Genomic DNA, 21,277 nt, shown 5'->3' on the forward strand with positions numbered 1-21,277 from the left:
CGATGCGTGATCGCGGATGTCCCCGGCCCGAATTCGAAAGTAACCCCGATGCCGTCGAGCAAAGCATCTCCGCTGTGAAACAGCTGTGACGGGTGTGGTGGCGTTACGGCGGGCGACGTGAATTGCGCCTCAATATCGCCGAATTGCGGCCGATGATCTTGAATTGTCTCAGAGACCGGAGGCCATTCTTAATTGATCGTGATCTGCGGCGTTCGAGGTAGTGACCGAATTGTTATTCGGGTGCCGCCCAGCTAACTGATCTGTTCACTGCCCATACGGTCACCAGGTGTCGATGAACCGTGCACGGGCGGCGGGCCGTTCGTGCTGAGCGGCGGCGGCCAACGTGGCAGCGATCAACCCCCGGGTTTCGGCCGGGTCGATGACGTCGTCGATCTCGAACAGCGCGGCGGAGTTCAGCGCCCGCGCGTTCTCCTCGGCAGCTGCGGTGGCGGCGCGCACGGCCTGCTCGCGCTCGTCGTCATCGGCGATGGCCTCCAGTTCCTTCCGCAAACCCAGGCGAACGGCCCCCTCCAGGCCCATCGGACCCAGATGGGCACCCGGCCACGCCAGCGTGAGCAGTGGCTCGTGCAGGCTTCCGCCGCACATCGCCTGTGCACCAAGGCCGTAGCCCCGCCGCAGGATCACCGCGACCAACGGCACCGTCAGTGCCGCGCCGGCCACCAGCATCCGTGAACCGCGCCGGACCAGGGCCTCAGCTTCCGCGGCCGGGCCGACCATGTATCCGGGGCAGTCCACCAGCGACACCACCGGCAGGCCGAATGCATTGCACAGTTGCAGGAACCGGGCGGCCTTGTCGGACGCCGCGGCGGTGATGGCGCCGGCCATCACCATGGTGTTGTTGGCGATGATGCCGACGGGCTTACCGTCGATGCGCGCCAGGGCTGTCACCATTTCCGGCGCGAACTTCTGCCGCAAGAAGGTGACCGAGCCGGTGTCGGCGAGCGTCTCGATGATCGGTGCCACCAGATAGGCGCGCCGCGCCCGTTCGGGAATCATCGTGCGCAGGGCAGTTTGGTCGGCTACGGGGCCCGGTTCGGTCGGCCCGGTGAAGTAACCCAGCACTGTCCTGGTGGTCGCGACCGCCTGCTGTTCGTCCGCCACGACAATGTCGACGACACCGTTGGACGCCTGCACCGAGATCGGGCCGACGTCGTCGGGGGCGACCTCGCCGAGGCCACCGCCGGCGATCATCGCCGGTCCGCCCATCCCGATCGAGCTGTCCTCGGTCGCGACGATCAGGTCGGCCGCACCGGCGATCACCGCGTTGCCGGCGAAACACCGGCCCTTGACCACCGCGATGCGTGGCACCAGGCCGGACAGCCCGGCCCACAACGCGAATGCCCGGATGTCCAGGGACGAGACGGTCGGAATGTCGGTGTCACCCGGGCGGCCGCCACCGCCTTCGGCGAAGAACACCGTCGGCAACTTCAGCCGCTCGATGATCTCGAACAACCGGTCCTTCTTGCGGTGGCCGATGGCGCCCTGGGTGCCGGCCAGCACCGTGTAGTCGTACGCGAGCACCGCACACGCGGCGCCGCCGATCCGTGCGGTTCCGGCCAGCAGCCCGTCGCCGGGTGTGCGTTCGACGAGGTCGTCGAGGCTGCGACGTTGTCGCTGCGCCGCGATCGCGAACCGGCCGTACTCGACGAACGATCCGTCGTCGACCAGGTCGGAGATGTTCTCCCGCGCCGTGCGGCCCCCTGCCGCGTGGCGGCGGGTTACCACCTCCGGTCTGCCGGCGTCCTCCGTCAGCGCTTTTCGGCGCAGCAGTTCAGCGAGATCGGCGCGGAGAGGTTCGTCGGGCATCGGCAGTCTCCTGGAATAGCAGGCGTGCGGTCCGGGGTTGCGCACAGATGTGACCGCCACCTCATCTAACCCGGAGTTCAATCCACGCGATCTGCTGGCCGAGGCCCGCTTGGGGGTGCTGGCCACGATCAAGGTCTCCGGTATGCCGCAGTTGTCACCGGTGACGCCGTTCTTCGACCGGGCCACCGACGTCATCTATGTCTCGATGACCGAGGGGCGGGCCAAGACGATCAACCTGCGTCGCGATCCGCGGGCCGCGCTCGAAGTGACCAGTGCCGACGGCTGGGCCTGGGCGACCGCCGAAGGATCAGTGACTCTGACCGGGCCGGGTACCGATCCGCATGGCCCCGAGGTCGAGGCGCTGGTCGCCTACTACCGCAGAGCGGCAGGGGAGCACCCCGATTGGGACGAGTACCGATCGGTGATGGTCGCCGACCGCCGGGTACTGATGGCGCTGACCGTCGAGCGGGTGTACGGGGAGAAGCTGCGCTGACTGTCCGCCGCGTCTCAGCCCAGCGGGATCTCGGCCGCGATCCGGTCCAGCACCGCGGGGTAGCGGTTGGCCTCACGGTGCGCACCGGGCTTGCCGCTGCTGACGATTGCGGCGGACAGACTGCGCTTCGGGTCGGCCCACACCGCGATGTCGACGAGGCCGGTATGTCCGAACGCGCCTTCGGTGTTGCGGCCGAACGGCCCGAAGCGTTTGCCGCCGAGCATGTATCCCGTGCCCCAGCGCATCGGCTTGAGTCCGGTCGCCACATCGGGTCGCATCCGTCGGGCCGGCGTCGTCGCGGCCTGCAGCGTCTCGGGCTTCATGATCCGGACCCCGTCGAGTTCGCCTCCGCGCCGCAGGATCTCGGCGAACCGGGACAACTCATCGGCATTGGAGACGGTGGTCGACGAGGGGATGACGCTGGTGAGGAACAACGGGGTGTTGCTGAGCGGGATGATCCGGTCAAGCGTCCCGCCCACCGCGGCCCGGAACGCCGCGGCGATCGGTGCGGGTAGCGGTTTACCGGTGACGTGGCTGGGCGCGACCAGCGGAACCTCCTCTGGGGCAACGCCGTAATTGGTCCACCGGAAGCCCAGCGGGTCGAGGATCTCATCGGCGAGGATGTCGCGGATGTTGCGACCGGTGGCCGCCGAGACGATCTCGCGGATCAACGGGCCCCAGGTCAGCCCGTGGTAGATGTGCACCAGGCCCGGTCGGTACACCGGTTTCAGCAGGGCCAGTTGCTCACGGGTGTACTCGCTGTCGTCGACGCGGGTGACGTCGGGACGTGGTCCGGTGTGGATCGGGACTCCGGCACTGTGGGTCACCACATGCCGGATGGTGGTGCGGTCCTTGCCGTGGCTGGTGTAGCTCGGCAGGTAGTCGCAGACCCGGTCATCGAGGGAGAAATGTCCCTGCTCGACGAGCATGTGCACCACGGTCGTGCTGATCGCCTTGGCCGCCGAGTAGACGCAGAACGGGGTCGCGGTGGTGACGGGAATCTTCTCGGCATCTGGCGCGTCGGCGGGACCGTTGCCCCAGCCGTGGCCGATGGCCCGGTTCAGTACGGTTTTCCCGTTGCGCCGCAAGCACACCTGGATGGCCGGGTGCAGCCCGGATCCATACCAGTAGCGCACGGATTCCCAGATGCGTTCGACCGCCTTGGGGTCGATTTCCGAATGGTCTTCCGCGCCGATGTCGGTGACCGCGTCCAGGTCGGCGGGGAGGGCGATCTTGCCGATCGGTGCTGGTTGGCTCATTCGCTCTTCCTGATCAGGGTCGCGGAAAGATGGTGCTGCAGTGGTAGTCCGACCGCGCCCATCTGTAGGTCGTAGGTAAGTTGGTCGCCGTCGACCTGGATGGAACGCGACAGTGCCGCAACATTTTTGGCCGATGACGTCAGCCCGATGGTGGTTGCGACGAGCTCCAGGTCGATACGGCCGTCGACGACGTGCACCGTGCCTTCCTGGATCTCGGTGATGCCGGTCGGGTGCGCCAGCACCCATTCGACCCGGCCGGGTGCCGGGACCCGCAGGTATCCGGTCTCGGCATGCAGCGGGCGACCGTCATCGCGGGCCTTGGTGCGCTGACTGTAGGTCAGGAACGGCTTGCCGACGTGGCCGAAGGTGATCTCCTCGAGGTACTCGAATGTCTCGATCGTCGGATACTCGCCGGCGCCGGTACCGGACCAGGTGCCGAGCAGCGGGGCCAGCACGGTCAGGTTCGGGTGGAGGTCAGGCACACCGACAGGGTACGGCGGTGGTCCGGCGGCACCCCGTCGCGACGCGTCTGCCCAGGTCAGCCCGCTGTGTAGGCCTCGGTGGTGCGATCCGCCGCGGCGCGCGCCTGAGCGGGATCCTCGCCGGCGGCCAACGCGGCCTGGTACCAGAGTTCGCTCGCCCCGGCCATGAAGGCGCGCCCCTCGGCGCCGGCCGCCCAGGCCGCACCCTCCTCCGGCGTGATGCCGTCGCCGCCACTGAGGTATCCGGCAAGACCGAGAAGTCCAGAGTCCCAACCGACTCCGACCGCACCCGGCCCGAACTGCAGCCAGAACTCGTCATCGTCGTCGGCGTGCATGATGTGGTCCAGCGTGAAGGTGGCGCGATTCTCGCCCGCTGCGGCAATGGTGACCTCGACCCAACTGGTGGCCCCCATGGACTCCCAGGTGGTCGTGAAAGAGCGCGGCGGTTCGCAGGTCAGTACCTCACCGGAGGCGTTTCCTTCCAGCTGGAAACGGCCGCCCACCTGCAGATCTCCCGTGATCGGCAGAAACCAGCGGGGGATCCGGTCCAGGTTGGTGCAGGCGTCCCACAGATCGGCGGCATCGGTGTCGTAGGTCTGGCTGACGCTCACGACACGCGCCGCTCGGGCCTCGAATGTCGTGCGGCCCACGGTGCGGCGGACTGCGTTGAGTTGGTGTTGGACGTCGATCACGGGGAATCCTCCTTGTTCGTGGTCCTTCTTCGCCCGCGTTTGCCGCGGGCGATCTCGGTCGCCAGCGCATCCAGATGCGGTGTCCAGGTGCGTCGGAACCGCTCCAACCACTGGTCGACCTCACGCAACGGCGCGGTGTCGACGCGGTACAGCCGACGTGTGCCTTCTGCCCGTACGCTGGCGAAACCGTTGTCCCGCAACACCTTGAGATGCTGCGAGACCGCAGGCTGGCTGATCTCGAACTCGGCTCGGATCACCTCGGTGATGGCGCCGGAGGTCAACTCGCCCGCCTGGATTAGTTCCAGGATCCGCCTGCGCACCGGATCTCCGAGGATGTCGAAGGCGTGCACGTCACGACTTTAGAAGTTACTACTTATATAAGTCAAGGATGAATCTTGCGCCGAGTTACGACGTCTGCGCGATGACCATGCCCTGAGCGGTGGGCTCATCGAGATGAACCTGCCGCGCTCGCTTGGTCATGGAGTACACGGTGAACCCGGTGCCCTCCAGGGCGGTGCACACCGCGGCGATGTCGTGGCGCAGGAATGTCAGCGCCACATCGTGGCCGAAGGCGTGGTCGTAGACCGCGGGCTCACCGTCGGTCTGGAACGCCAACAGCACCCACCCGGGATCGGTCAGGACCCGGCGGTACTCGGTGAACAGTTCCGGCAACGCCTCGGCGGGGGTGTGGATGATCGAGTACCAGGCGCACACCGCATCAACGGTCCCCGGCGGGTACGGGAGATCGAACATGTCGGCGGTCTGGAACCGCAGATCTGGCCACTGCTGCGAGGCGAGAGCAACCATCGCCGCCGAACCGTCGATTCCTTCAGTCCGCAATCCGCAGCCGGCAAGCTCAGCTGTGGCCTCACCAGGCCCGCACCCCACATCGAGCGCGGTGCGTCCGCCGGCCCGCACCACCAGGTCGGCGAAGGACCGCAGAATCGCACGGTCGAAGGGCCGGGATTCGAATTCGCCGGCGAAGGTCCGGGCGTACTCGGGGGCGATCAACTCGTACTGGTCGTATGCCGGGTTGCCCACGTCGTCACCCTAGGGCGCCACGGCAGATGCGCTGCTCAGGCCGCACGGTAGGGTTCCGCAGGTGAGCACGTCCGCCAAGCATGCCGCGCGCCTGCGCGGTGGTCTGGTCGGCGCGTGCTCGGCACTGACCGCGACGGTCGCGCACACCGCGGCCGGCGGAACGGCCCCGACGAGTAGCCCACTGATCGTGCTGTTGTTGCTCTGCGCGGCGCTCGGCGCCGCAGTGGGCGGTCTGAACCCACAGGCACGTTCGGCCAAGACAGGCCTGCTGATCGCCGCTCTGGTCGCCGGGCAGCTGCTCGGACACGTGGCGCTGGCGATGTCCGGCGGGCACCATCACGCGGCATCGTTGTTCACCGCGCCGATGGTCGGCCTGCACGCCGCAGCCGCGGTGGGCCTCGGTCTGATGATCGGCGTGGCCGAGTACCTGTATGTGGTCTGCGCTTCGGTGCTGTGCTGGTTGCGGATCTTCGCCGCCGCCCGGATCCGCCCCACGGTCCGTGAACTCTGGTGGCCTTCGAATGTGGTGGTGGCGCGGCCGGTTCTGCTGCACGCCGGTCTGGGAATGCGGGCACCCCCAGCGGTGTCCGGCACGGGCTTCTGACGCCCGACCCGTCATCTGAGCCCGTCGATCACTGACCGGGCTGTTTCCCGTTGTGCCCCGTGCGCACCTCTGGTTCTTTCACGTTCTTTTCCGCGAAGGCATTTCCATGACCATCACCCCTGACGATGAACTACGCGAGGAATCCCCTCCACCCGTCAAACCCCATTCCATCCGCCCACTTCTGGTGCGGCTGCACTTCTATGCCGGCATTTTCGTCGGCCCGTTCATCCTGATCGCGGCCGTCACCGGTCTGCTCTACGCGTTGATCCCACAGATCGATACGTTCGTCTTCCGGCACGAGCTGACGGTCGAGCACGTCGGGACCGAGCGGTTGCCGCTGGCCGATCAGCTGGCCGCGGCGCGCCAGGCCCATCCGGAGGGCACGGTGGAGAGCATCCGCCCGCCCGCCGCGCCTGACGAGACCACTCAGATCAGCCTGCTCGTGGGCCCGGAATTCAAGGACGTTCCGCCGGACTACTCGCGCACCGTGTTCGTCGACCCCTACTCCGGGGAGGTCCGTGGGGCGCTGACCACCTACGGGCAGTGGATGCCGGTGCGGGCCTGGTTCGACGAACTGCACCGCAACCTGCATCTCGGGGCGTTCGGCCGCAACTACAGCGAGCTGGCAGCCAGCTGGATGTGGGTGATCGCACTGGCCGGGCTGGTCCTGTGGATCATGCGTCGCCGGGAGAACCGCACGGCGCGGGACCTGGTCCTGCCGGACCGTACGGCTTCGGGGCGTCGACGCACGCTGTCCTGGCACGGAGCGGTGGGGGTGTGGATAGTTGCGGTCCTGCTCGCGCTGTCGGTGTCGGGCATCACCTGGTCGCGTTACGGCGGTGAGACGGTCAACGGGATCCAGGCGAAGTTGAACACCACGGCGCCTGCCGTCGACACCTCGCTGTCGGGTGCGCCGGCCGCTACCGCCGCACATCACGGCCACCACGGCGGCCCGTCCGAGTTGCGCGGCGCCGACACCGTGCTGCGGACCGCCGAGCAGGCCGGGCTGCGCGGCCCGATGTGGATGTATCCGCCGACGGAGGCCGGTGAGGCCTGGAAAGTCGCTGAGCGCAAACGTGATTGGCCAACCCGTGCCGACACGATCGCCGTCGACGCAGATTCCGGAGCCGTGACCGATCGGGTCAACTTCTCGCAATGGCCGCTGCTGGCCAAGCTCACGGACTGGACGATCGACGCCCATATGGGCCTGTTGTTCGGCATCGTCAACCAGGTCGTGCTGGCGCTCACCATGGTCGGGTTGATCAGCGTCATCGTCAACGGCTACCGGATGTGGTGGCAGCGCAGGCCTACGCGGGGTTCGGCGTGGGCGGTGGGACGCCCGCCGCTCCGAGGGGTCCTTCGCGGGCTGCCGCTCTGGGGCAGCGTGGCCGTGGTGGTCGTCGCGGTTGCCGTCGGGTGGTCCCTGCCGTTGTTCGGGTTGAGCCTGCTGGCCTTCCTGCTGGTCGATATCGCTGTGGCGTGGTGGAAGGAAAGATCAAATGTCTAAGTTTGCAGCTGTTTTGACGGCGACCGCGTTGGCCTTGGCGGTCGGGTTGGCCGCCTGTACCGAGAGCCATCAAGAGGAGAAGATGGCCGATACGGTTCAGGTCAGCGAGCAATGGGCCAGCGCCGCAGACGGCGGCATGACCGCGGTCTTCGGCACGCTCACGAACACCGGACACCACGATGTGCGCATCGTCTCGGCGACCTCGCCGGCGGCCGGCATGGTGGAACTGCACGAGGTCGTCGGCGACGGCAGCGGGTCGAAAACCATGCAGCCCAAAGAGGGTGGGCTCGCCATTGCGGGTGGGGCCACGCACGAACTGGCCCCCGGCGGTGATCACCTGATGCTGATGGACCTCAAGGCTCCACTTCAACCCGGCGCCGACGTTCCGGTCTCGCTGGTGTTCGAGGACGGGTCCTCGCTCCCGGTCACTGCCCAGGTGCGTGATTTCGCCGGTGGAAACGAAAACTATCAGCCGTCGTCCCCACATGGACATGGCTGAGCAGTCCCGGCTGTCGGTCAACCGGCGACGCCTCCTCACCGGAGGCGCCGCCGCCCTGGCCGCCGGCGCTGTGCTGAACCAATCCGTTGCGGCCCATTCCGCCACCGTGCAAAAGGGTTTCGGTGTCGACGTGGAACCGTTCTACGGACCGCACCAGGGCGGGATCGCCACCGCGCCGCAGTCGCACGGGCTGTTCGTGGCTTTCGACGTGAAGCCCGACACGCGGCGTACCGAGCGGGAAACCGTCGCCGCGATCCTGCGGCTGTGGACGGCCGACGCGGCCCGCCTGACCCGTGGCGCGCCCGCGTTGGCCGACACCGAGCCCGAACTCGCCACCCGCCCAGCCAGGTTGACCATCACGGTCGGTCTGGGAACCGGCCTGTTCGACCGGATCGGCCCGCCGGGTTCCCGGCCGCCCTCGGCCCGTGAGCTGCCGGTGTTCGACGTGGACCGGCTCGAAGACAGGTGGTCCGGAGGTGATCTGTTGCTGCAGATCTGTGCCGACGATCCGGTGACGGTGGCTCATGCGAACCGGGTGCTGACCAAGAATGTCCGGTCGATGGCGACGCCACGCTGGCGGCAGTCCGGGTTCCGCAATGCCCGCGGCGCAGACGCGAGCGGCACCACCATGCGCAACCTGATGGGGCAGGTCGACGGCACCGCGAACCTCACCGCCGCCGACTTCGATGATCTGGTCTGGATGTCCGGTCCGGTGCATCCGGGACTGGTAGGCGGCACGTTGCTGGTCGTCCGGCGCATCGAGATGCAACTGGACACCTGGGATGAGCTGGATCGCCAGAGCAAGGAGCACACCGTCGGCCGCACCCTGGATTCCGGTGCTCCGCTGACCGGTGCACAAGAGACGGACGAACCGGATTTCACGTTGACACAGAACGGGATTCCGGTCATACCGCAGAATTCCCATGTTGCTCTGGCACACCATCACGGCACGCGGGAGCGGTTCCTGCGCCGGCCGTACAACTACGACGATCCGCCGGCACCCGGCCAGACGTCGAACAGCGGGTTGATCTTCGCGACGTTCCAGCGCGATGTCGACGAGCAGTTCCTCCCGGTGCAGCGCCGCCTCGCCCAGTTCGACGCGCTCAACCAGTGGACCACCGCGATCGGGTCGTCGGTGTTCATCGTGCCGCCCGGGGTGCGGACACCGGGCGATTGCCTGGGGCAGGAGTTGGTCGGCTGACCGCTGGTCACCAGGGTGCGGGAAATGGACCGATTCTGAGCTGACGGTTGCTGTGCACACCGCACACGATGCTGATCTACTCTCGCGGTATGACCGATCACGACAAAGCCGCAGCCCGGCGCGAAATTGCCGACGCTCTGCTCAACGCCCTGAACCGGCGCCACGAGGTCCTCGACGTGATCGTGGACGCCGACGATCGGGCGGCCGCCGTCGAGGCGGTTGCCCAGCTCCTCGGCACCTCCCACGTGGCGTCGGAAGCCGTGGTGGGGCTGTCGTTCGCGCAGATCACCAAGGATTCGCGAAAGGCGATCGCCGCCGAACTCGACGACCTGAACAGCCAGCTCAGCTTCACGGTGTCCGAGCGTCCCGCCGCCTCGGGTGAATCGCTGGAGTTGCGGGCGTTCGCCGCCGATACCGACCGCGACATCTTCGTCGCCCGGACCACCGATGTGGGGGCCTCAGGCGATGGGTCGGGCGCTCCGGCGGCCGACGTCGACGACGAGATCCGCGCGGCCCTGGGCAGGGTGGACGCCGAAGAGGCCGTCTGGTTCGTGGCGTTGGAGGGCGATCAGAAGGTCGGCATGGTGTTCGGTGAGCTGACCCACGGCGAGGTCAACGTCCGAATCTGGATCCACCCGGGCTTCCGCAAGCACGGCTATGGAACCGCCGCCCTGCGCAAGTGCCGCTCGGAGATGGCAACGTACTTCCCCGCCGTCCCGATGGTGGTGCGGGCACCCGGGGCCGAACCTCCGGCCTGATCTCAGCCAGAAGTCGGGTGGAGCAGGCTCGCGACGATGGTGCGCGCCAAGATTTCGGCGCGTTGTCGCGGGTAGCTCCGTCCTTCGGAGAGCATCGGATAGACCACACCGCCGAGCAGGGCGTCGGCGGCGGCCGACGCCAGGTCGGGCTCGATGTGCTCGGCCAGCAGTCGGGTGCGCACCGAGTCCAGTAGTGGCCGGCTGAAACCGGCCCGCAGCCGCGCTGCGGTGTCTTCGTGCTCCAGTGAGGCGGCGGTCAGGATGCGCAGCATCGCGTAGCCGCGCTCGGTGGTCAGCGCGGCGGCCAGAGTGCGGGCCCAGGAGACCAGGTCCGCGGTGACGTCGTCGGTGTGCGGCATGGTGGACAGGATCTTGTCGGCGTCTTCCAGGAGCACGTCGGCGACCAGCGCGGGCCGGCTCGGCCACCAGCGGTAGATGGTCTGTTTGCCGACCCCGGCTCGGGCGGCGACAGCCTCGATACTCAGCCCGTCAAAACCCCGGTCCAGCAGCAGTGCACGCGTGGCCTCGATGATGGCGACCCGTGACTTCTCACTGCGCCGCCGCGGGGGAGCAGCTTCATCGGTGCTGGGGGCCATCGGCACGTCCTCGTCGCTCCATCGCAGGGATCTTTACACAGAAAGCTACCGCCCGTAGTCTCCCACAAGACGAGACGTAGCGTCTCGTAATTTGGTGATGAACGACGGACGCAAGGGCGCATGGCAACAAAGAAATTGGTCATCGGGGCCAGCGGATTCCTCGGTTCGCATGTCACGAGGCGACTCGTCGAGCGTGGCGAGGATGTTCGGGTGCTCATCCGCCGCACCAGCTCCACCCGCGGGATCGACGACCTCGACGTGGAGCGGGTCTACGGCGACATCTTCGATCCCGAATCGGTACGCGCCGCAATGGACGACTGCGACGTGGTGTACTACTGCGTCGTCGACGCCAGGGCCTGGCTACACGATCCGGCCCCGCTGTGGCGAACCAATATCGAAGGGCTGCAAGAGGTCCTGGATGTCGCCGTCGAGGCGGGACTGGAAAAGTTCGTCTTCACCAGCTCGATCGCAACCATCGGCATCGCCGAATCCGGGCTTGCCACAGAAGATCTGGCACACAATTGGCTCGACGTGGGTGGCGAATACGTACACACCAGGATGCTCGCCGAGCAGATGGTGCTGCGCTACGCCCGTGAGCACGGCCTGCCCGCGGTAGCGATGTGTGTGGCGAATACGTACGGCCCGGGAGACTGGCTGCCGACGCCCCACGGTGGTCTGGTCTCCGCAGCGGTGCGGGGCAAGATGCCGTTCTACGTCAAAGGTGCAGCGGCCGAGACTGTCGGTATCACCGACGCCGCCGAGGCGCTGGTCCTGGCGGGTGAGCGGGGCCGGGTCGGTGAGCGTTACATCGTGTCCGAGCGTTTCATGACGGCTCAGGAGATCTACCAAACCGCCTGTACAGCTGTTGATATCGCACCTCCACGGCGTGGTATCCCGATTCGCCTGCTGGCGGCCGCGGGCGCGGTGATTGATCCGCTGGCCCGGCTGCGCAAGAAGGAGAACCAGCTCAGCCCGCTGACCGTACGGCTGATGCATGTGATGTCGCCGATGGATCACGGCAAGGCGGTCCGCGAACTCGGATGGCAGCCGAAGCCGACGACGGAGGCCATCGCCGAGGGCGCCCGCTTCTTCGCGGCCGGACGTTCCAAGTCAAGTAGGCGCTCATGACCCATGTGTCCATAGCTCTGACTCCGGAGCAGCAGCAGCTCAGTGCGGCCGTTGAGCAGTTCGCGGCCCGGCACGCACCGATCGATGCGACCCGGGCCGGATCGGACGATCTGGCCGACGGGCACCTGCCGTCCTGGTGGGACACATTGACAGACAACGGCTTCCACGCTGTGCACCTGCCCGAATCCGTCGGAGGACAGGGCGGCAGGCTGGAGGATATGGCCTGTGTGCTGGAGGCCGCGGGATCGGCACTGTTGCCGGGGCCGCTGCTCACCACGGCGATAGCCGGGGCCTCAGTAATGGCCTCAGCGGGCGCTTCAGACGAAGGCGCGGCCGCCGCGACGCTGCTCAAAGAGATCGCGGCCGGTGCCCCCGCGGCCAAACTGTCCGGTGACCAGGCCGCGTTCACAGCCCGGCGTGACGGGGACGGTTGGCGCCTCACCGGTTCGTCGGGCCTGACCCTGGGAATGTGCTCGGCGCAGCGCGCCGTGGTGCCGTTCACCGAAGAGACGGGCGCCCTGCTCTGGGCGGTGTTGAATCCGGCTGAGGGGCAGGTCGAATCGCGTCGCGGCACGGACCTGACCACCGATCTGGGCATCCTGCACCTGCGTGATCATGCAGTGCCGGCGAGCGCGATCCTGACCGGGTTGGACGCCGACCGGGTCAGTGATCTGACCGTCGCGCTCACCGCAGCTGCGGCCGCCGGGATCACCCAATGGTGCGTCGACACTGTCACCGAACACCTGCGTACCCGCGAACAGTTCGGCAAGCCGATCGGGACATTCCAGGCGTTGCAGCACAAGGCGGCCATGCTGCTGGTGAACAGTGCGCTGGCGACGGCAGCGGCCTGGGATGCGGTGCGGGCACTGAGCGGATCCGCCGATACCGACCAGCGCCGGCTGACCGCCTGCTCGGCCGCGGTGATGGCGGTCATGCCGGTTCCCGGCCTGGTACTCGAGGCGCTCACCATGCTCGGTGCGATCGGCTTCACCTGGGAACACGACCTGCACCTGTACTGGCGACGGGCCACCAGCCTGGCCGCCTCGATCGGCCCGGTGTCGCGGTGGACCCGCACCCTCGGCACGTTGTCGGGAACCGCCACCCGCGACCTGACCGTGAACCTCGGTGAGGTCGACGCCGACTTCCGGGCTCGGGTCGTCGCGATCCTCGACCGCGCACTCGGCCTGTCCGACAACGGTTTCAGTCGTCAAGGTGACTACCCGGAGTTCGCGGTAGGACCGCGACGTGAGCTGCTTGCCGACTCCGGCCTGATCGCCCCGCACTGGCCCGCACCGTGGGGGTGTGACGCGAGCGTGCGTCAACAGCTCATCGTGGAAGAGGAGTTCGGCAAGCGGGCCGGCCTGGTGCGCCCGTCGGTCGGTATCGCCGAATGGATTCTGCCGAGCGTGATGGCGGCCGGAACCCCGCAACTACAGGAACGTTTCGTACCCGCGACCCTGCGCGGGGATCTGTCCTGGTGTCAGCTGTTCAGTGAGCCGGGCGCGGGCTCCGACCTCGCCGCGCTGAGTACCAGGGCCATGCGGGTCGAGGGTGGCTGGCGCATCAACGGGCACAAGATCTGGACCTCGCTGGCGCACCGGGCCGATTACGGTGCGCTGCTGGCCCGGACCGATCCCGACGCTCCCAAGCATCGTGGCATCGGCTATTTCATCCTCGACATGCGTTCGCCCGGAGTGGAAGTCCGCCAGATTACTCAGTCCAGCGGGCGAGCCGAGTTCAACGAGGTGTTCCTGACCGATGTCTTCGTGCCCGACGGGATGCTGCTCGGCGACCCGGCATCGGGCTGGCAGCTGGCCATCAGCACCATGGCCCACGAGCGGGTGGCGATCAGCGGCTACGTCAACATCGACCGGATGGGCGCTCTGCGCGAACTCGTCGCGGTCACCCCCGATCCCGATCCGGTGCTGCATGCCATCGGCGAGATCGACGCCTACACCAACGCGCTCAAGGCATTGGGAGTGCGGGAGACGTTGCGCCTGCTCGACGGGCAGGCCCCCGGTCCGGCGTCGAGCATCGCCAAGGTGGCCACCAACGTGATGCTTCGCCGGGCAGCCGAACTCACCCTCGGCCTCACCGGACCGCTTGCGCTGGAACAGGACAGCCAACCGGCCGTGGTGGGGCCCTACCTGGACCTTCCCGCCGAGCTGATCGGCGGCGGAACGACCGAGATCCAGCTCAACATCATCGCCCAGCTGATTCTGGGACTACCCCGAAAGTGAGGAGCACGTATGAGACCGCGTAGGGGACTACAGGGCGACGCCGCGATCGTCGGGTACGTCGAATTGCCGCCGGAAAAGATGAGCAAAGCCTCACCGGCTCCATTCACGTTGGAACAGTGGGCGCTGCTGGCGGCGGCGGCCCTGGACGATGCCGGCCTGTCGGCCGAGCAGGTCGACGGCATCGTCACCTCACACCTGGGTGAGTCGGAGATCTTCGTACCCTCCACGGTGGCCGAATACCTGGGTGTACGAGCGAACTTCGCGGAGTTGCTCGACCTCGGCGGAGCAAGTGCCGCGGGCATGGTGTGGCGGGCGGCCGCCGCTATCGAACTCGGGCTGTGCGACGTCGTGCTGTGCGCCCTTCCGGCGCGCTACATCACCGCCGCCTCCGAACTGAAACCGCCGACGTTGACCGACGCGGTGTTCTTCGGCTCGTCCAGCAACCAATTCGGCTCGCCGCAGGCCGAATTCGAGATTCCCTACGGCAACCTCGGGCAGAACGGCCCGTACGGGCAGGTGGCGCAGCGCTACGCCTACCAGTACGGCTACGACGAGCGGGCGATGGCCAAGATCGTGGTGGATCAACGGGTCAACGCCAACCACACCGACGGCGCGATCTGGAAAGACACCCCGCTGAGCATCGAGGACGTGTTGGCCAGCCCGGTGATCGCCGATCCGTTGCACATGCTGGAGATCGTGATGCCGTGCGTCGGCGGGGCCGCTGTCGTCGTGGCCAGCGCCGAGGTTGCCGCCCGTGCCCGTAACCGGCCGGTGTGGGTCAAGGGTTTTGGTGAGCACGTGCCGTTCAAGACGCCCACCTACGCCGAGGAGCTGCTCGACACACCGATTCGCAAGGCGGCCGACACCGCGTTCGGGATGACCGGTCTGACCCGTGACCAGATGGACATGGTGTCGATCTACGACTGCTACACCATCACCGTTCTGCTGAGCCTGGAAGATGCCGGCTTCTGCGAGAAGGGCAAGGGCATGTCCTTCGTGTCCGATCACGACCTGACCTTCCGCGGTGATTTCCCGCTGAACACCGCCGGCGGCCAACTCGGTTTCGGACAAGCAGGATTGGCCGGCGGCATGCATCACGTTTGCGATGCCACCCGCCAGATCATGGGCCGCGGCGGTGCCGCCCAGGTTGCCGACTGTCATCGTGCATTCGTCTCCGGTAACGGCGGCATCCTCTCCGAGCAAACCACCCTGATCCTGGAAGGCGACTGATAGCCATGACCGGATTCGCCCGGCCCATGCCGGTGAAAACCCCTACCAGCGCGCCGTTCTGGGATGCGCTCGCACAGCACCGCATCGTCATCCAGTACTCGCCATCGACGCAGGCCTACGTGTTCTACCCGAGGGTGCTGGCACCCAGAACCCTCGCCGATGACCTGGAATGGCGGGAGATCTCGGGGATGGGCACGCTGTATTCGTACACGGTGGCCCGCCGCCCGGTCGGTCCGCACTTCGCCGACGCGGTTCCGCAAATGTTGGCGATAGTAGAATGGGATGAGGGTCCGCGGTTTTCCACCGAAATGGTTGACGTCGCACCCGAAGTGCTCAGCGTCGGAATGCGGGTCAAACCTGTTTTCTGCGACTACCCGGACGCCTTTGCCGGAGGCGGTGTGACGATGCTGCGTTACACGCGGGCTTGATCACATCCCTTGGCAGGAGGCTCACAGGAGAGGACTATGGAGTCATGCTAACCATACGAAAACTCATGGGGTCAGTGTTCGTAGCGGGAGCCGCGGTGGCGATTGCAGCAGGACCGACCGCCGTACTCATGACTGACGCGCCCGCGACGACGATCAGTGCTCAACCCAGCGGTGGCGGTGACGCCGGCGGTGGCGGTGGCTGCGACAGCGGTCCCGGCTGGAACGGCTGCGGCGGCTGGAACCCGACCCAGGGTGGCTTCGGCCATGGCTGCATCAACGGCATCTGCGGTGGCTGGGACGGCCAGCGCGGCTGGGGCAACTGACCTGTACCGCTGACCCCCGTCACCGACGGGGCTAGGCGGCGGTCAGCTTGACCGGCAGCGATGAATGCCGGCGAATGATGTTGTTGAGCGCCCAGACTGGTGTCGCCGTCAGCTCGATACGGTCCACCCGCTCGATGAGTGCGCGCAGCATGGCCTGCGTCTCGAGGCGCGCGAGCCCCTGCCCGGCGCACGCGTGGGCGCCATTGCCGAAGCCGAGCTGACGAGTCGCGTCGTTGCGGATGTCGAACACGTCCGGGTCAGCCCATTCACGTTCGTCCCGGTTCGCGGACGCGTAGATCACCAGCACCCGCGCACCACCGGGAACGATGGCGCCGCCAATCTCGACGTCGTGCCGAGCCTTGCGGGTGAACGCGCGGAGCGGCGACGAGTACCGGATGATCTCGTTGACCGCGTTCGGGAGCAGTTCGGGATCACTCTTGAGTAGTTCGAACTGTTCGGGGTGGGTGGCGAGCAGGTGGACGCCGTTGGCGATGGCGCTGATGGTGGTGTCCAGCGACGGGACGATGTAGTCGATCATCAGCGATGCGCAGTCCGCGTCGGAGAGTTCGCCGTTGTCGGCAGCGAGCAGGACGTCATGACCCAGGCTGCCGTCGAGCACCGAGCGGTTCTTGACGACCTGGTGAGCGAAGCGCAGCATCCGCGCAGAGTCGGGGATGGCCTTCGCGGCACGCCGATTGAAGGGCCCGAGCAGGTCGAAGGTGGCTCCGCCCCAAGCCATCAGGTCCGCTCGCTGGTTCCGCGGCCAGCCCACGAGGTCGGGGACGACCGCGAGGGGCAATGCCGACGCGATGTCGTCGACGCCGTCCACCGAACCCTTCGCGACGGCCTGGTCGACGATGTCGGCGGCGAACCGGTCGATGTCGTCGGCCATCGCGCGCAGGGCACGCGGTAGCAGGCGGTGGGCGACGAGCTTGCGGCGTTCGTCGTGGGTCGCCCCATCGCTGGTGAGGGTGGTGCCCTTCGAGAAGGTGTTCGGGATCGGGTTCAGTGCGACCCCGGCGCCCGAGATGAAGGTCTTGTCGTCGCGCAGGATCGACTTGCACTCGGCGAAGCGGGGGATTGCGTAGGCCCGGTGCCGGGTGAGTCGCACGACGGGGCCGAGCGCACGCAGCCGTGCGTAGTGCGGATAGGGGTCGACGATCGCCGAAGTCGAGTAGATGTCGGAACGATAGGTGGGAATTCGGTGGTGCATCCGCATCATTGGGACGGCGTCGCTTTCCAGATGGTCCCGCCGCAAGAGCTGGGCAGGGCGTCGAACAAGATGGTCAGATCGCGGCCTGCGCGCATGACGGTGCGGTCGGGTCGAACGATGGCTGCATCGGCGCGGCCGCGGCGCAGCCAGTTCGCCAGTGCGGAACCCGGTGCGGCGAAGTGGACAACGGCACCGCGCTGGTCGGCGAGGGCGCGCTCGGCAGCACTTGGTTCAGTGCGGGTGACGACAGCGAAGCCGTTTCCTATTTCGGAGTCGAGACGTGTCCCGCTCGCCACCAACGGGTTCGGGCAGAGCGTGCCGGCCAGCTGCCGGGGTGCCCTGGACTTCTGGACGAGCACCGATCGATGCAACGCCGGTGTTTCGCTCTCGACGAGATTGGCGCTCAGGCCCGGCAACCGGTGCAGTCGCGGCACGACCATCCGGCGGATCAGGTTCCCGAACTCGCCGCCTGCCGTCATGGCCCGACCGACCGCGAGGGCAAGCCGGATCATGTGCCGGGCATGCGGCTTCCGCTCCTGCTCATAGGTTTCCAGGACATCACCGGGCAAAGCCTCGGCCAGTACACCGGCGAGTTTCCAGGCGAGGTTCATCGCGTCGCGCAGCCCGGCGCCCATGCCTTGTCCGACGAACGGCGGCGTGAGGTGGGCTGCGTCGCCGAGCAGGAAGATCGGGCCCCGTCGCCAATGGTCGGCAAGCTGTGCGCGGAAGGTGTACTCGGTGACGCGCAGCAGTTCCAGTTCGGCGGTCGAAACGTGGTCGACCCAGGGGTGAATCAGCGGGCCGAGTGCGTCGAGAGTGTCGAAGTCATCGGCGGTCTCGCCGTCCAGCAGCTGGAATTCCCACCGGTAGCGCATCTCGCCGATCCGCATGTACGTGCCGGCCCGGTCCGGGTCGCAGACTTGATCGACGCCCTCCCAGTGAGCCAGATCGGCGGCGGTCGCGACGTCGACGACGAGCCAGCGTTGCTCGAAGCCGAGATCCTGCATACGGGAGCCGATCCGGGACCGCGTAATGCTGTTGGCGCCATCGCAGCCGAGCACGTAGTCCGCCACGACGACGTGCTCGCTGCCGTCGGTACGGTCGGTGTAGGTGACGCGGACCCGCCCGCCCGCCTCGTCGGCGATGTCGGTGACCTCCACGTCACCTCGTAGCTCCGCGTGCGACCGGCGTGCGAGGTTTGTCCGTAGCACGGCCTCGAATTCGGGCTGGTCGAACATGTTTGCCTGCGGAAAGCCGTTGCGGCTCAGCGCGGTATCACGCCTGAACTCGGCGAGGGTGTGCATCGATTTGTCGAGTAGCCGAAGACCCAGGGTGGGGCGTGAGATCGCCGCGAACTCATCGGCGATGCCGAGACGGGCCACGATGCGGAAGATCTCGTCGTCCAGATGCACGGCCCGTGGCTGCGGATAGACCTTCGCCCAACGGTCGAGAACAAGGCAGTCGACACCGTACTGCGCGAGCAGAGTTGCCGCCGTGACTCCCGTGGGCCCGGCGCCGATGACGACGACGGGGACGTGCGCCGCCGCCGTCATGCGTAGCGGACCACCGCGCGTTGGGTGCCCAGATCGATTGCCTTGTCATCGGTTGCCACGCTGGTCTCGACGACGTCGCCGTCGCGCAGGTACTTCGTGTTCTTGGCCTGGGCCTTGAAGAACGCCTTCCACTTCAGAGCGGGCGGTAGCAGCGCGCCGATGATCTCGATCGGCTTGGGGGGTGCGCTCAACGCGGTCCCGACCGGGGTGCCGGTCAGCAGCAGATCGCCGACGTCCATCCGCTGGAATCGCGTCAGTTCGGTAAGAGCGCGTAGCGGAAGGTAGATCATGTCGCCGGCCACCTTGGCGTCCTGACGAAGTTCGCCGTTGACCCGCAACTGGAGGCGCAACTCGCCGAAGCGCTTGAGCTCATCGGCGTCGAGCAGCACCAGCGCGGGCCCGACCGGCGTGAACGTCGGATACGACTTGGCCTCGTAGAACTGGGTTTTCGGTAGCTGGACGTCGCGGGCCGACACGTCATTGGTGACGACCAGCCCGGCGATGTAGGTGGGCAGGTCCGCCTCGTTTAGGACGGTGCCGACCGGGAGTTCGCGCCCGAAGACCAGGCCGATCTCCACCTCGTAGTCCAAGAGCTTGACGTGTTTGGGCTTGACGATATCGTCGCTTGGCCCGTTGATCGACCCGGATGCCTTTCGGAAGAACGCCAGTGGGAGCGTCTTGGGATTCAGGCCGGCATCCTTGGCGTGCGAGGCGAAGTTGGCCATCTGCGCGACGACCCGGCAGGGTGCGGTCACCGGCGAGACAAGGTCGAGGGTGTCGACCGGGACGGGATCGGGGCCCGTCGTGGCCGCGTCGATGGCGGTCCGGTCGCCGAGCAGTTCGGCGGTGGTCGTTGCCGACGTGTCGATCTTCACTGCGCCACGGTCGGTTTGGACGTACCAGGCGTCGGCGGTATGGAGAACTGTTGTGGTCACGAGCTGGCTACTTTCAAGAGGCCGCGCAGGCGGGTGAGGGTGAATTCGTTGTCGTGGTCCCGGACTGCGGTGAGCATCGAGCGCAGTTCGTCGATCGACTCCCGGTTGGGAGTGATCCCGAGGAAGTCCTTGGTGACGGGCGGTCCCCACTGGGCCAGGCCGGACGCGGTGAATGGCGCCCATCCGGGTTCGACGGTGTTGTCGAACATGTCGCCGTCGGTGAAGTGTTCGACGAGGAAGCCGTCAGGGTCGCGCCAGTAGTCGAAGAGTTGGCTGCCCTGGACATGGCGGCCGATGCCCCACGATCGCTGATATCCGCGCTCGCGCAGGTATTCGCCGCCGGCGGCCAACGCGTCGAGATCGGCCACCTGGTAGGCGGAGTGCACGTACCGGTTGCGCGGGCCGAGCGTCATCGCGAGCGTGTGGTGGTCGGTGGGTACGTCGCCGCGGTCGCAGCGGATGAAGCTCATCGTGGGCCCTCGGTCGCGCTGGCCGGGGAAGAACTGGAAGTCGCTGACGATCATCCCGAGGTTGTCGAGGTACCAGTTCAGTGTCTCGCCGTACTTGCTGCACTGCATCACGACGTGGCCCAGGCGCTGCACACCGGCTGCAACGCGCGGCGGTCGCTGGGTTCTGTTGGCGCGCAACAGATCATGTCCGAAGTTCGTGACCAGCGGGGTCTGTGACGGCAGCGGGGCCAGCTGGTGGGTGCCGGCGACGACGTGCACCGGGACGCCGCTCGGGTCGACCAGGTCGACCGCGAGTCCGCCGATGCTCTCGGGCAGCGTGCGCGTCGGTGCGCCTGCCGCCTCGGCCAGGCGCAACACGTCGGCCTCGTCAGCGGCGGCGAAGGCGATGCCGGCGAATCTCGACCGGGGGCGCCGGCGCACGATCAGACACGGTGCGCCGGCGTCGGTGCCCCGCAGTTGCAACTCGTCGGACATCCTTGCCGCGGTGGTGAAGCCGAAGGCCGCCGCGAACGCCTCGGTGCGGACGAGGTCAGGTTTCTCGAACTCCAGCCAGGCGATGTCGCGCACCTTGATCACCGGATTGCGGGACCGGCCTGAGTGCTCGCCCCGCCGTGCGCCCTGGTCGCTGTGCAGGTCTTGATGTGCGCCTACGGCATCGCCCATGTCCGCCTCCCTTGAATTCTGACGAAATCGTCACATGCGCCGTAATCATCAGTCAAGCTGTTCTGACGAAATCCTCACAATTGATGAGCCGGTTAGAATCAGTTGAATCCCGGAAGGATCCGCGGCGAAGGGGGC

The 21,277-nt window shown here is 67.1% G+C and carries 22 protein-coding genes; 11 read left to right on the forward strand and 11 right to left on the reverse strand.

The annotated features are described in order from the left end of the window. Nucleotides 1–279: 279 nt before the first annotated feature. Nucleotides 280–1,827 (reverse strand): acyl-CoA carboxylase subunit beta, encoded by a 1,548-nt coding sequence (locus tag JOF57_RS26025; protein WP_209921912.1) that lies wholly within the window; start codon nt 1,825–1,827, stop codon nt 280–282. A gap of 49 nt (nt 1,828–1,876) precedes the next feature. Here JOF57_RS26025 and JOF57_RS26030 point away from each other — a divergent pair, with 49 nt between their 5' ends. Next, complete coding sequence (locus JOF57_RS26030) at nt 1,877–2,320, forward strand: PPOX class F420-dependent oxidoreductase (protein WP_209921914.1); 444 nt, start codon at nt 1,877–1,879, stop codon at nt 2,318–2,320. A gap of 14 nt (nt 2,321–2,334) precedes the next feature. Here JOF57_RS26030 and lipE read toward each other — a convergent pair whose 3' ends face one another. From lipE to JOF57_RS26055, 5 genes are read right to left on the reverse strand one after another with little or no spacing between them, the layout of a single operon-like run. Next, nucleotides 2,335–3,579, reverse strand: coding sequence for a lipase LipE (gene lipE / locus JOF57_RS26035; protein WP_209921916.1), 1,245 nt, complete (start codon nt 3,577–3,579; stop codon nt 2,335–2,337). Continuing rightward, nucleotides 3,576–4,061 (reverse strand): peroxynitrite isomerase, encoded by a 486-nt coding sequence (locus JOF57_RS26040; protein WP_209921918.1) that lies wholly within the window; start codon nt 4,059–4,061, stop codon nt 3,576–3,578. Before JOF57_RS26040 ends, lipE begins: the two co-directional genes overlap by 4 nt. A gap of 56 nt (nt 4,062–4,117) precedes the next feature. Then, entirely contained in the window at nt 4,118–4,753 is a 636-nt protein-coding gene (locus tag JOF57_RS26045) for an SRPBCC family protein (protein WP_209921921.1), read from the reverse strand. Beyond that, the gene (locus JOF57_RS26050) at nt 4,750–5,103 is read right to left on the reverse strand and encodes an ArsR/SmtB family transcription factor (RefSeq protein ID WP_209921922.1); all 354 of its coding nucleotides are present in this window, start codon (nt 5,101–5,103) and stop codon (nt 4,750–4,752) included. Before JOF57_RS26050 ends, JOF57_RS26045 begins: the two co-directional genes overlap by 4 nt. Before the next feature lie 55 nt (nt 5,104–5,158). Next, nucleotides 5,159–5,794, reverse strand: a complete 636-nt coding sequence (locus tag JOF57_RS26055; protein ID WP_209921924.1) for a class I SAM-dependent DNA methyltransferase — start codon at nt 5,792–5,794, stop codon at nt 5,159–5,161. Nucleotides 5,795–5,855: 61 nt separating this feature from the next. Here JOF57_RS26055 and JOF57_RS26060 point away from each other — a divergent pair, with 61 nt between their 5' ends. From JOF57_RS26060 to JOF57_RS26080, 5 genes are all read left to right on the forward strand, one after another. Further along, the gene (locus JOF57_RS26060; protein WP_209921926.1) at nt 5,856–6,398 is read left to right on the forward strand and encodes a hypothetical protein; all 543 of its coding nucleotides are present in this window, start codon (nt 5,856–5,858) and stop codon (nt 6,396–6,398) included. Nucleotides 6,399–6,504: 106 nt separating this feature from the next. Next, nucleotides 6,505–7,905, forward strand: a complete 1,401-nt coding sequence (locus tag JOF57_RS26065) for a PepSY-associated TM helix domain-containing protein (RefSeq protein ID WP_209921928.1) — start codon at nt 6,505–6,507, stop codon at nt 7,903–7,905. Further along, nucleotides 7,898–8,404 (forward strand): copper chaperone PCu(A)C, encoded by a 507-nt coding sequence (locus tag JOF57_RS26070; protein WP_209921930.1) that lies wholly within the window; start codon nt 7,898–7,900, stop codon nt 8,402–8,404. The genes JOF57_RS26065 and JOF57_RS26070 overlap by 8 nt, the downstream gene beginning before the upstream one ends. Beyond that, complete coding sequence (locus tag JOF57_RS26075) at nt 8,397–9,605, forward strand: Dyp-type peroxidase (RefSeq protein WP_209921932.1); 1,209 nt, start codon at nt 8,397–8,399, stop codon at nt 9,603–9,605. The genes JOF57_RS26070 and JOF57_RS26075 overlap by 8 nt, the downstream gene beginning before the upstream one ends. An 89-nt stretch (nt 9,606–9,694) precedes the next feature. Beyond that, nucleotides 9,695–10,363, forward strand: a complete 669-nt coding sequence (locus JOF57_RS26080; protein WP_209921933.1) for a GNAT family N-acetyltransferase — start codon at nt 9,695–9,697, stop codon at nt 10,361–10,363. 2 nt (nt 10,364–10,365) lie between these two features. Here the strand turns inward: JOF57_RS26080 and JOF57_RS26085 are convergent, their stop codons facing one another. Continuing rightward, the gene (locus tag JOF57_RS26085) at nt 10,366–10,959 is read right to left on the reverse strand and encodes a TetR/AcrR family transcriptional regulator (protein ID WP_163666347.1); all 594 of its coding nucleotides are present in this window, start codon (nt 10,957–10,959) and stop codon (nt 10,366–10,368) included. Nucleotides 10,960–11,079: 120 nt separating this feature from the next. On the opposite strand from JOF57_RS26085, the gene JOF57_RS26090 reads away from it, so the two are divergent. The 5 genes from JOF57_RS26090 to JOF57_RS26110 are packed head-to-tail and all read left to right on the forward strand — an operon-like array spanning nt 11,080 to nt 16,308. Further along, the gene (locus tag JOF57_RS26090) at nt 11,080–12,087 is read left to right on the forward strand and encodes an NAD-dependent epimerase/dehydratase family protein (protein ID WP_209921935.1); all 1,008 of its coding nucleotides are present in this window, start codon (nt 11,080–11,082) and stop codon (nt 12,085–12,087) included. A gap of 5 nt (nt 12,088–12,092) precedes the next feature. Continuing rightward, nucleotides 12,093–14,327, forward strand: a complete 2,235-nt coding sequence (locus JOF57_RS26095; RefSeq protein ID WP_209923746.1) for an acyl-CoA dehydrogenase family protein — start codon at nt 12,093–12,095, stop codon at nt 14,325–14,327. Nucleotides 14,328–14,336: 9 nt separating this feature from the next. After that, complete coding sequence (locus tag JOF57_RS26100; RefSeq protein WP_163666353.1) at nt 14,337–15,557, forward strand: thiolase family protein; 1,221 nt, start codon at nt 14,337–14,339, stop codon at nt 15,555–15,557. 5 nt (nt 15,558–15,562) lie between these two features. Beyond that, complete coding sequence (locus JOF57_RS26105; protein ID WP_163666355.1) at nt 15,563–15,985, forward strand: Zn-ribbon domain-containing OB-fold protein; 423 nt, start codon at nt 15,563–15,565, stop codon at nt 15,983–15,985. Nucleotides 15,986–16,029: 44 nt separating this feature from the next. Then, nucleotides 16,030–16,308, forward strand: a complete 279-nt coding sequence (locus JOF57_RS26110) for a hypothetical protein (RefSeq protein ID WP_163666357.1) — start codon at nt 16,030–16,032, stop codon at nt 16,306–16,308. Nucleotides 16,309–16,339: 31 nt separating this feature from the next. Here JOF57_RS26110 and JOF57_RS26115 read toward each other — a convergent pair whose 3' ends face one another. The 4 genes from JOF57_RS26115 to JOF57_RS26130 are packed head-to-tail and all read right to left on the reverse strand — an operon-like array spanning nt 16,340 to nt 21,142. Continuing rightward, nucleotides 16,340–17,530 carry a cytochrome P450 gene (locus JOF57_RS26115; protein ID WP_209921936.1) on the reverse strand — a complete coding sequence of 397 codons (1,191 nt, stop codon included), beginning with the start codon at nt 17,528–17,530 and terminating at the stop codon, nt 16,340–16,342. Then, nucleotides 17,527–19,074 carry a bifunctional 3-(3-hydroxy-phenyl)propionate/3-hydroxycinnamic acid hydroxylase MhpA gene (gene mhpA, locus JOF57_RS26120; RefSeq protein ID WP_209921938.1) on the reverse strand — a complete coding sequence of 516 codons (1,548 nt, stop codon included), beginning with the start codon at nt 19,072–19,074 and terminating at the stop codon, nt 17,527–17,529. The genes JOF57_RS26115 and mhpA overlap by 4 nt, the downstream gene beginning before the upstream one ends. Next, nucleotides 19,071–20,009 (reverse strand): fumarylacetoacetate hydrolase family protein, encoded by a 939-nt coding sequence (locus tag JOF57_RS26125; protein WP_209921940.1) that lies wholly within the window; start codon nt 20,007–20,009, stop codon nt 19,071–19,073. Before JOF57_RS26125 ends, mhpA begins: the two co-directional genes overlap by 4 nt. After that, a complete protein-coding gene (locus tag JOF57_RS26130) occupies nt 20,006–21,142 on the reverse strand; it encodes a VOC family protein (protein ID WP_163666365.1) in 1,137 nt (378 codons plus the stop codon). Before JOF57_RS26130 ends, JOF57_RS26125 begins: the two co-directional genes overlap by 4 nt. Between the last annotated feature and the right edge of the window lie 135 nt (nt 21,143–21,277).

It is taken from the genome of Mycolicibacterium lutetiense (assembly GCF_017876775.1).
Taxonomy (GTDB): domain Bacteria; phylum Actinomycetota; class Actinomycetes; order Mycobacteriales; family Mycobacteriaceae; genus Mycobacterium; species Mycobacterium lutetiense.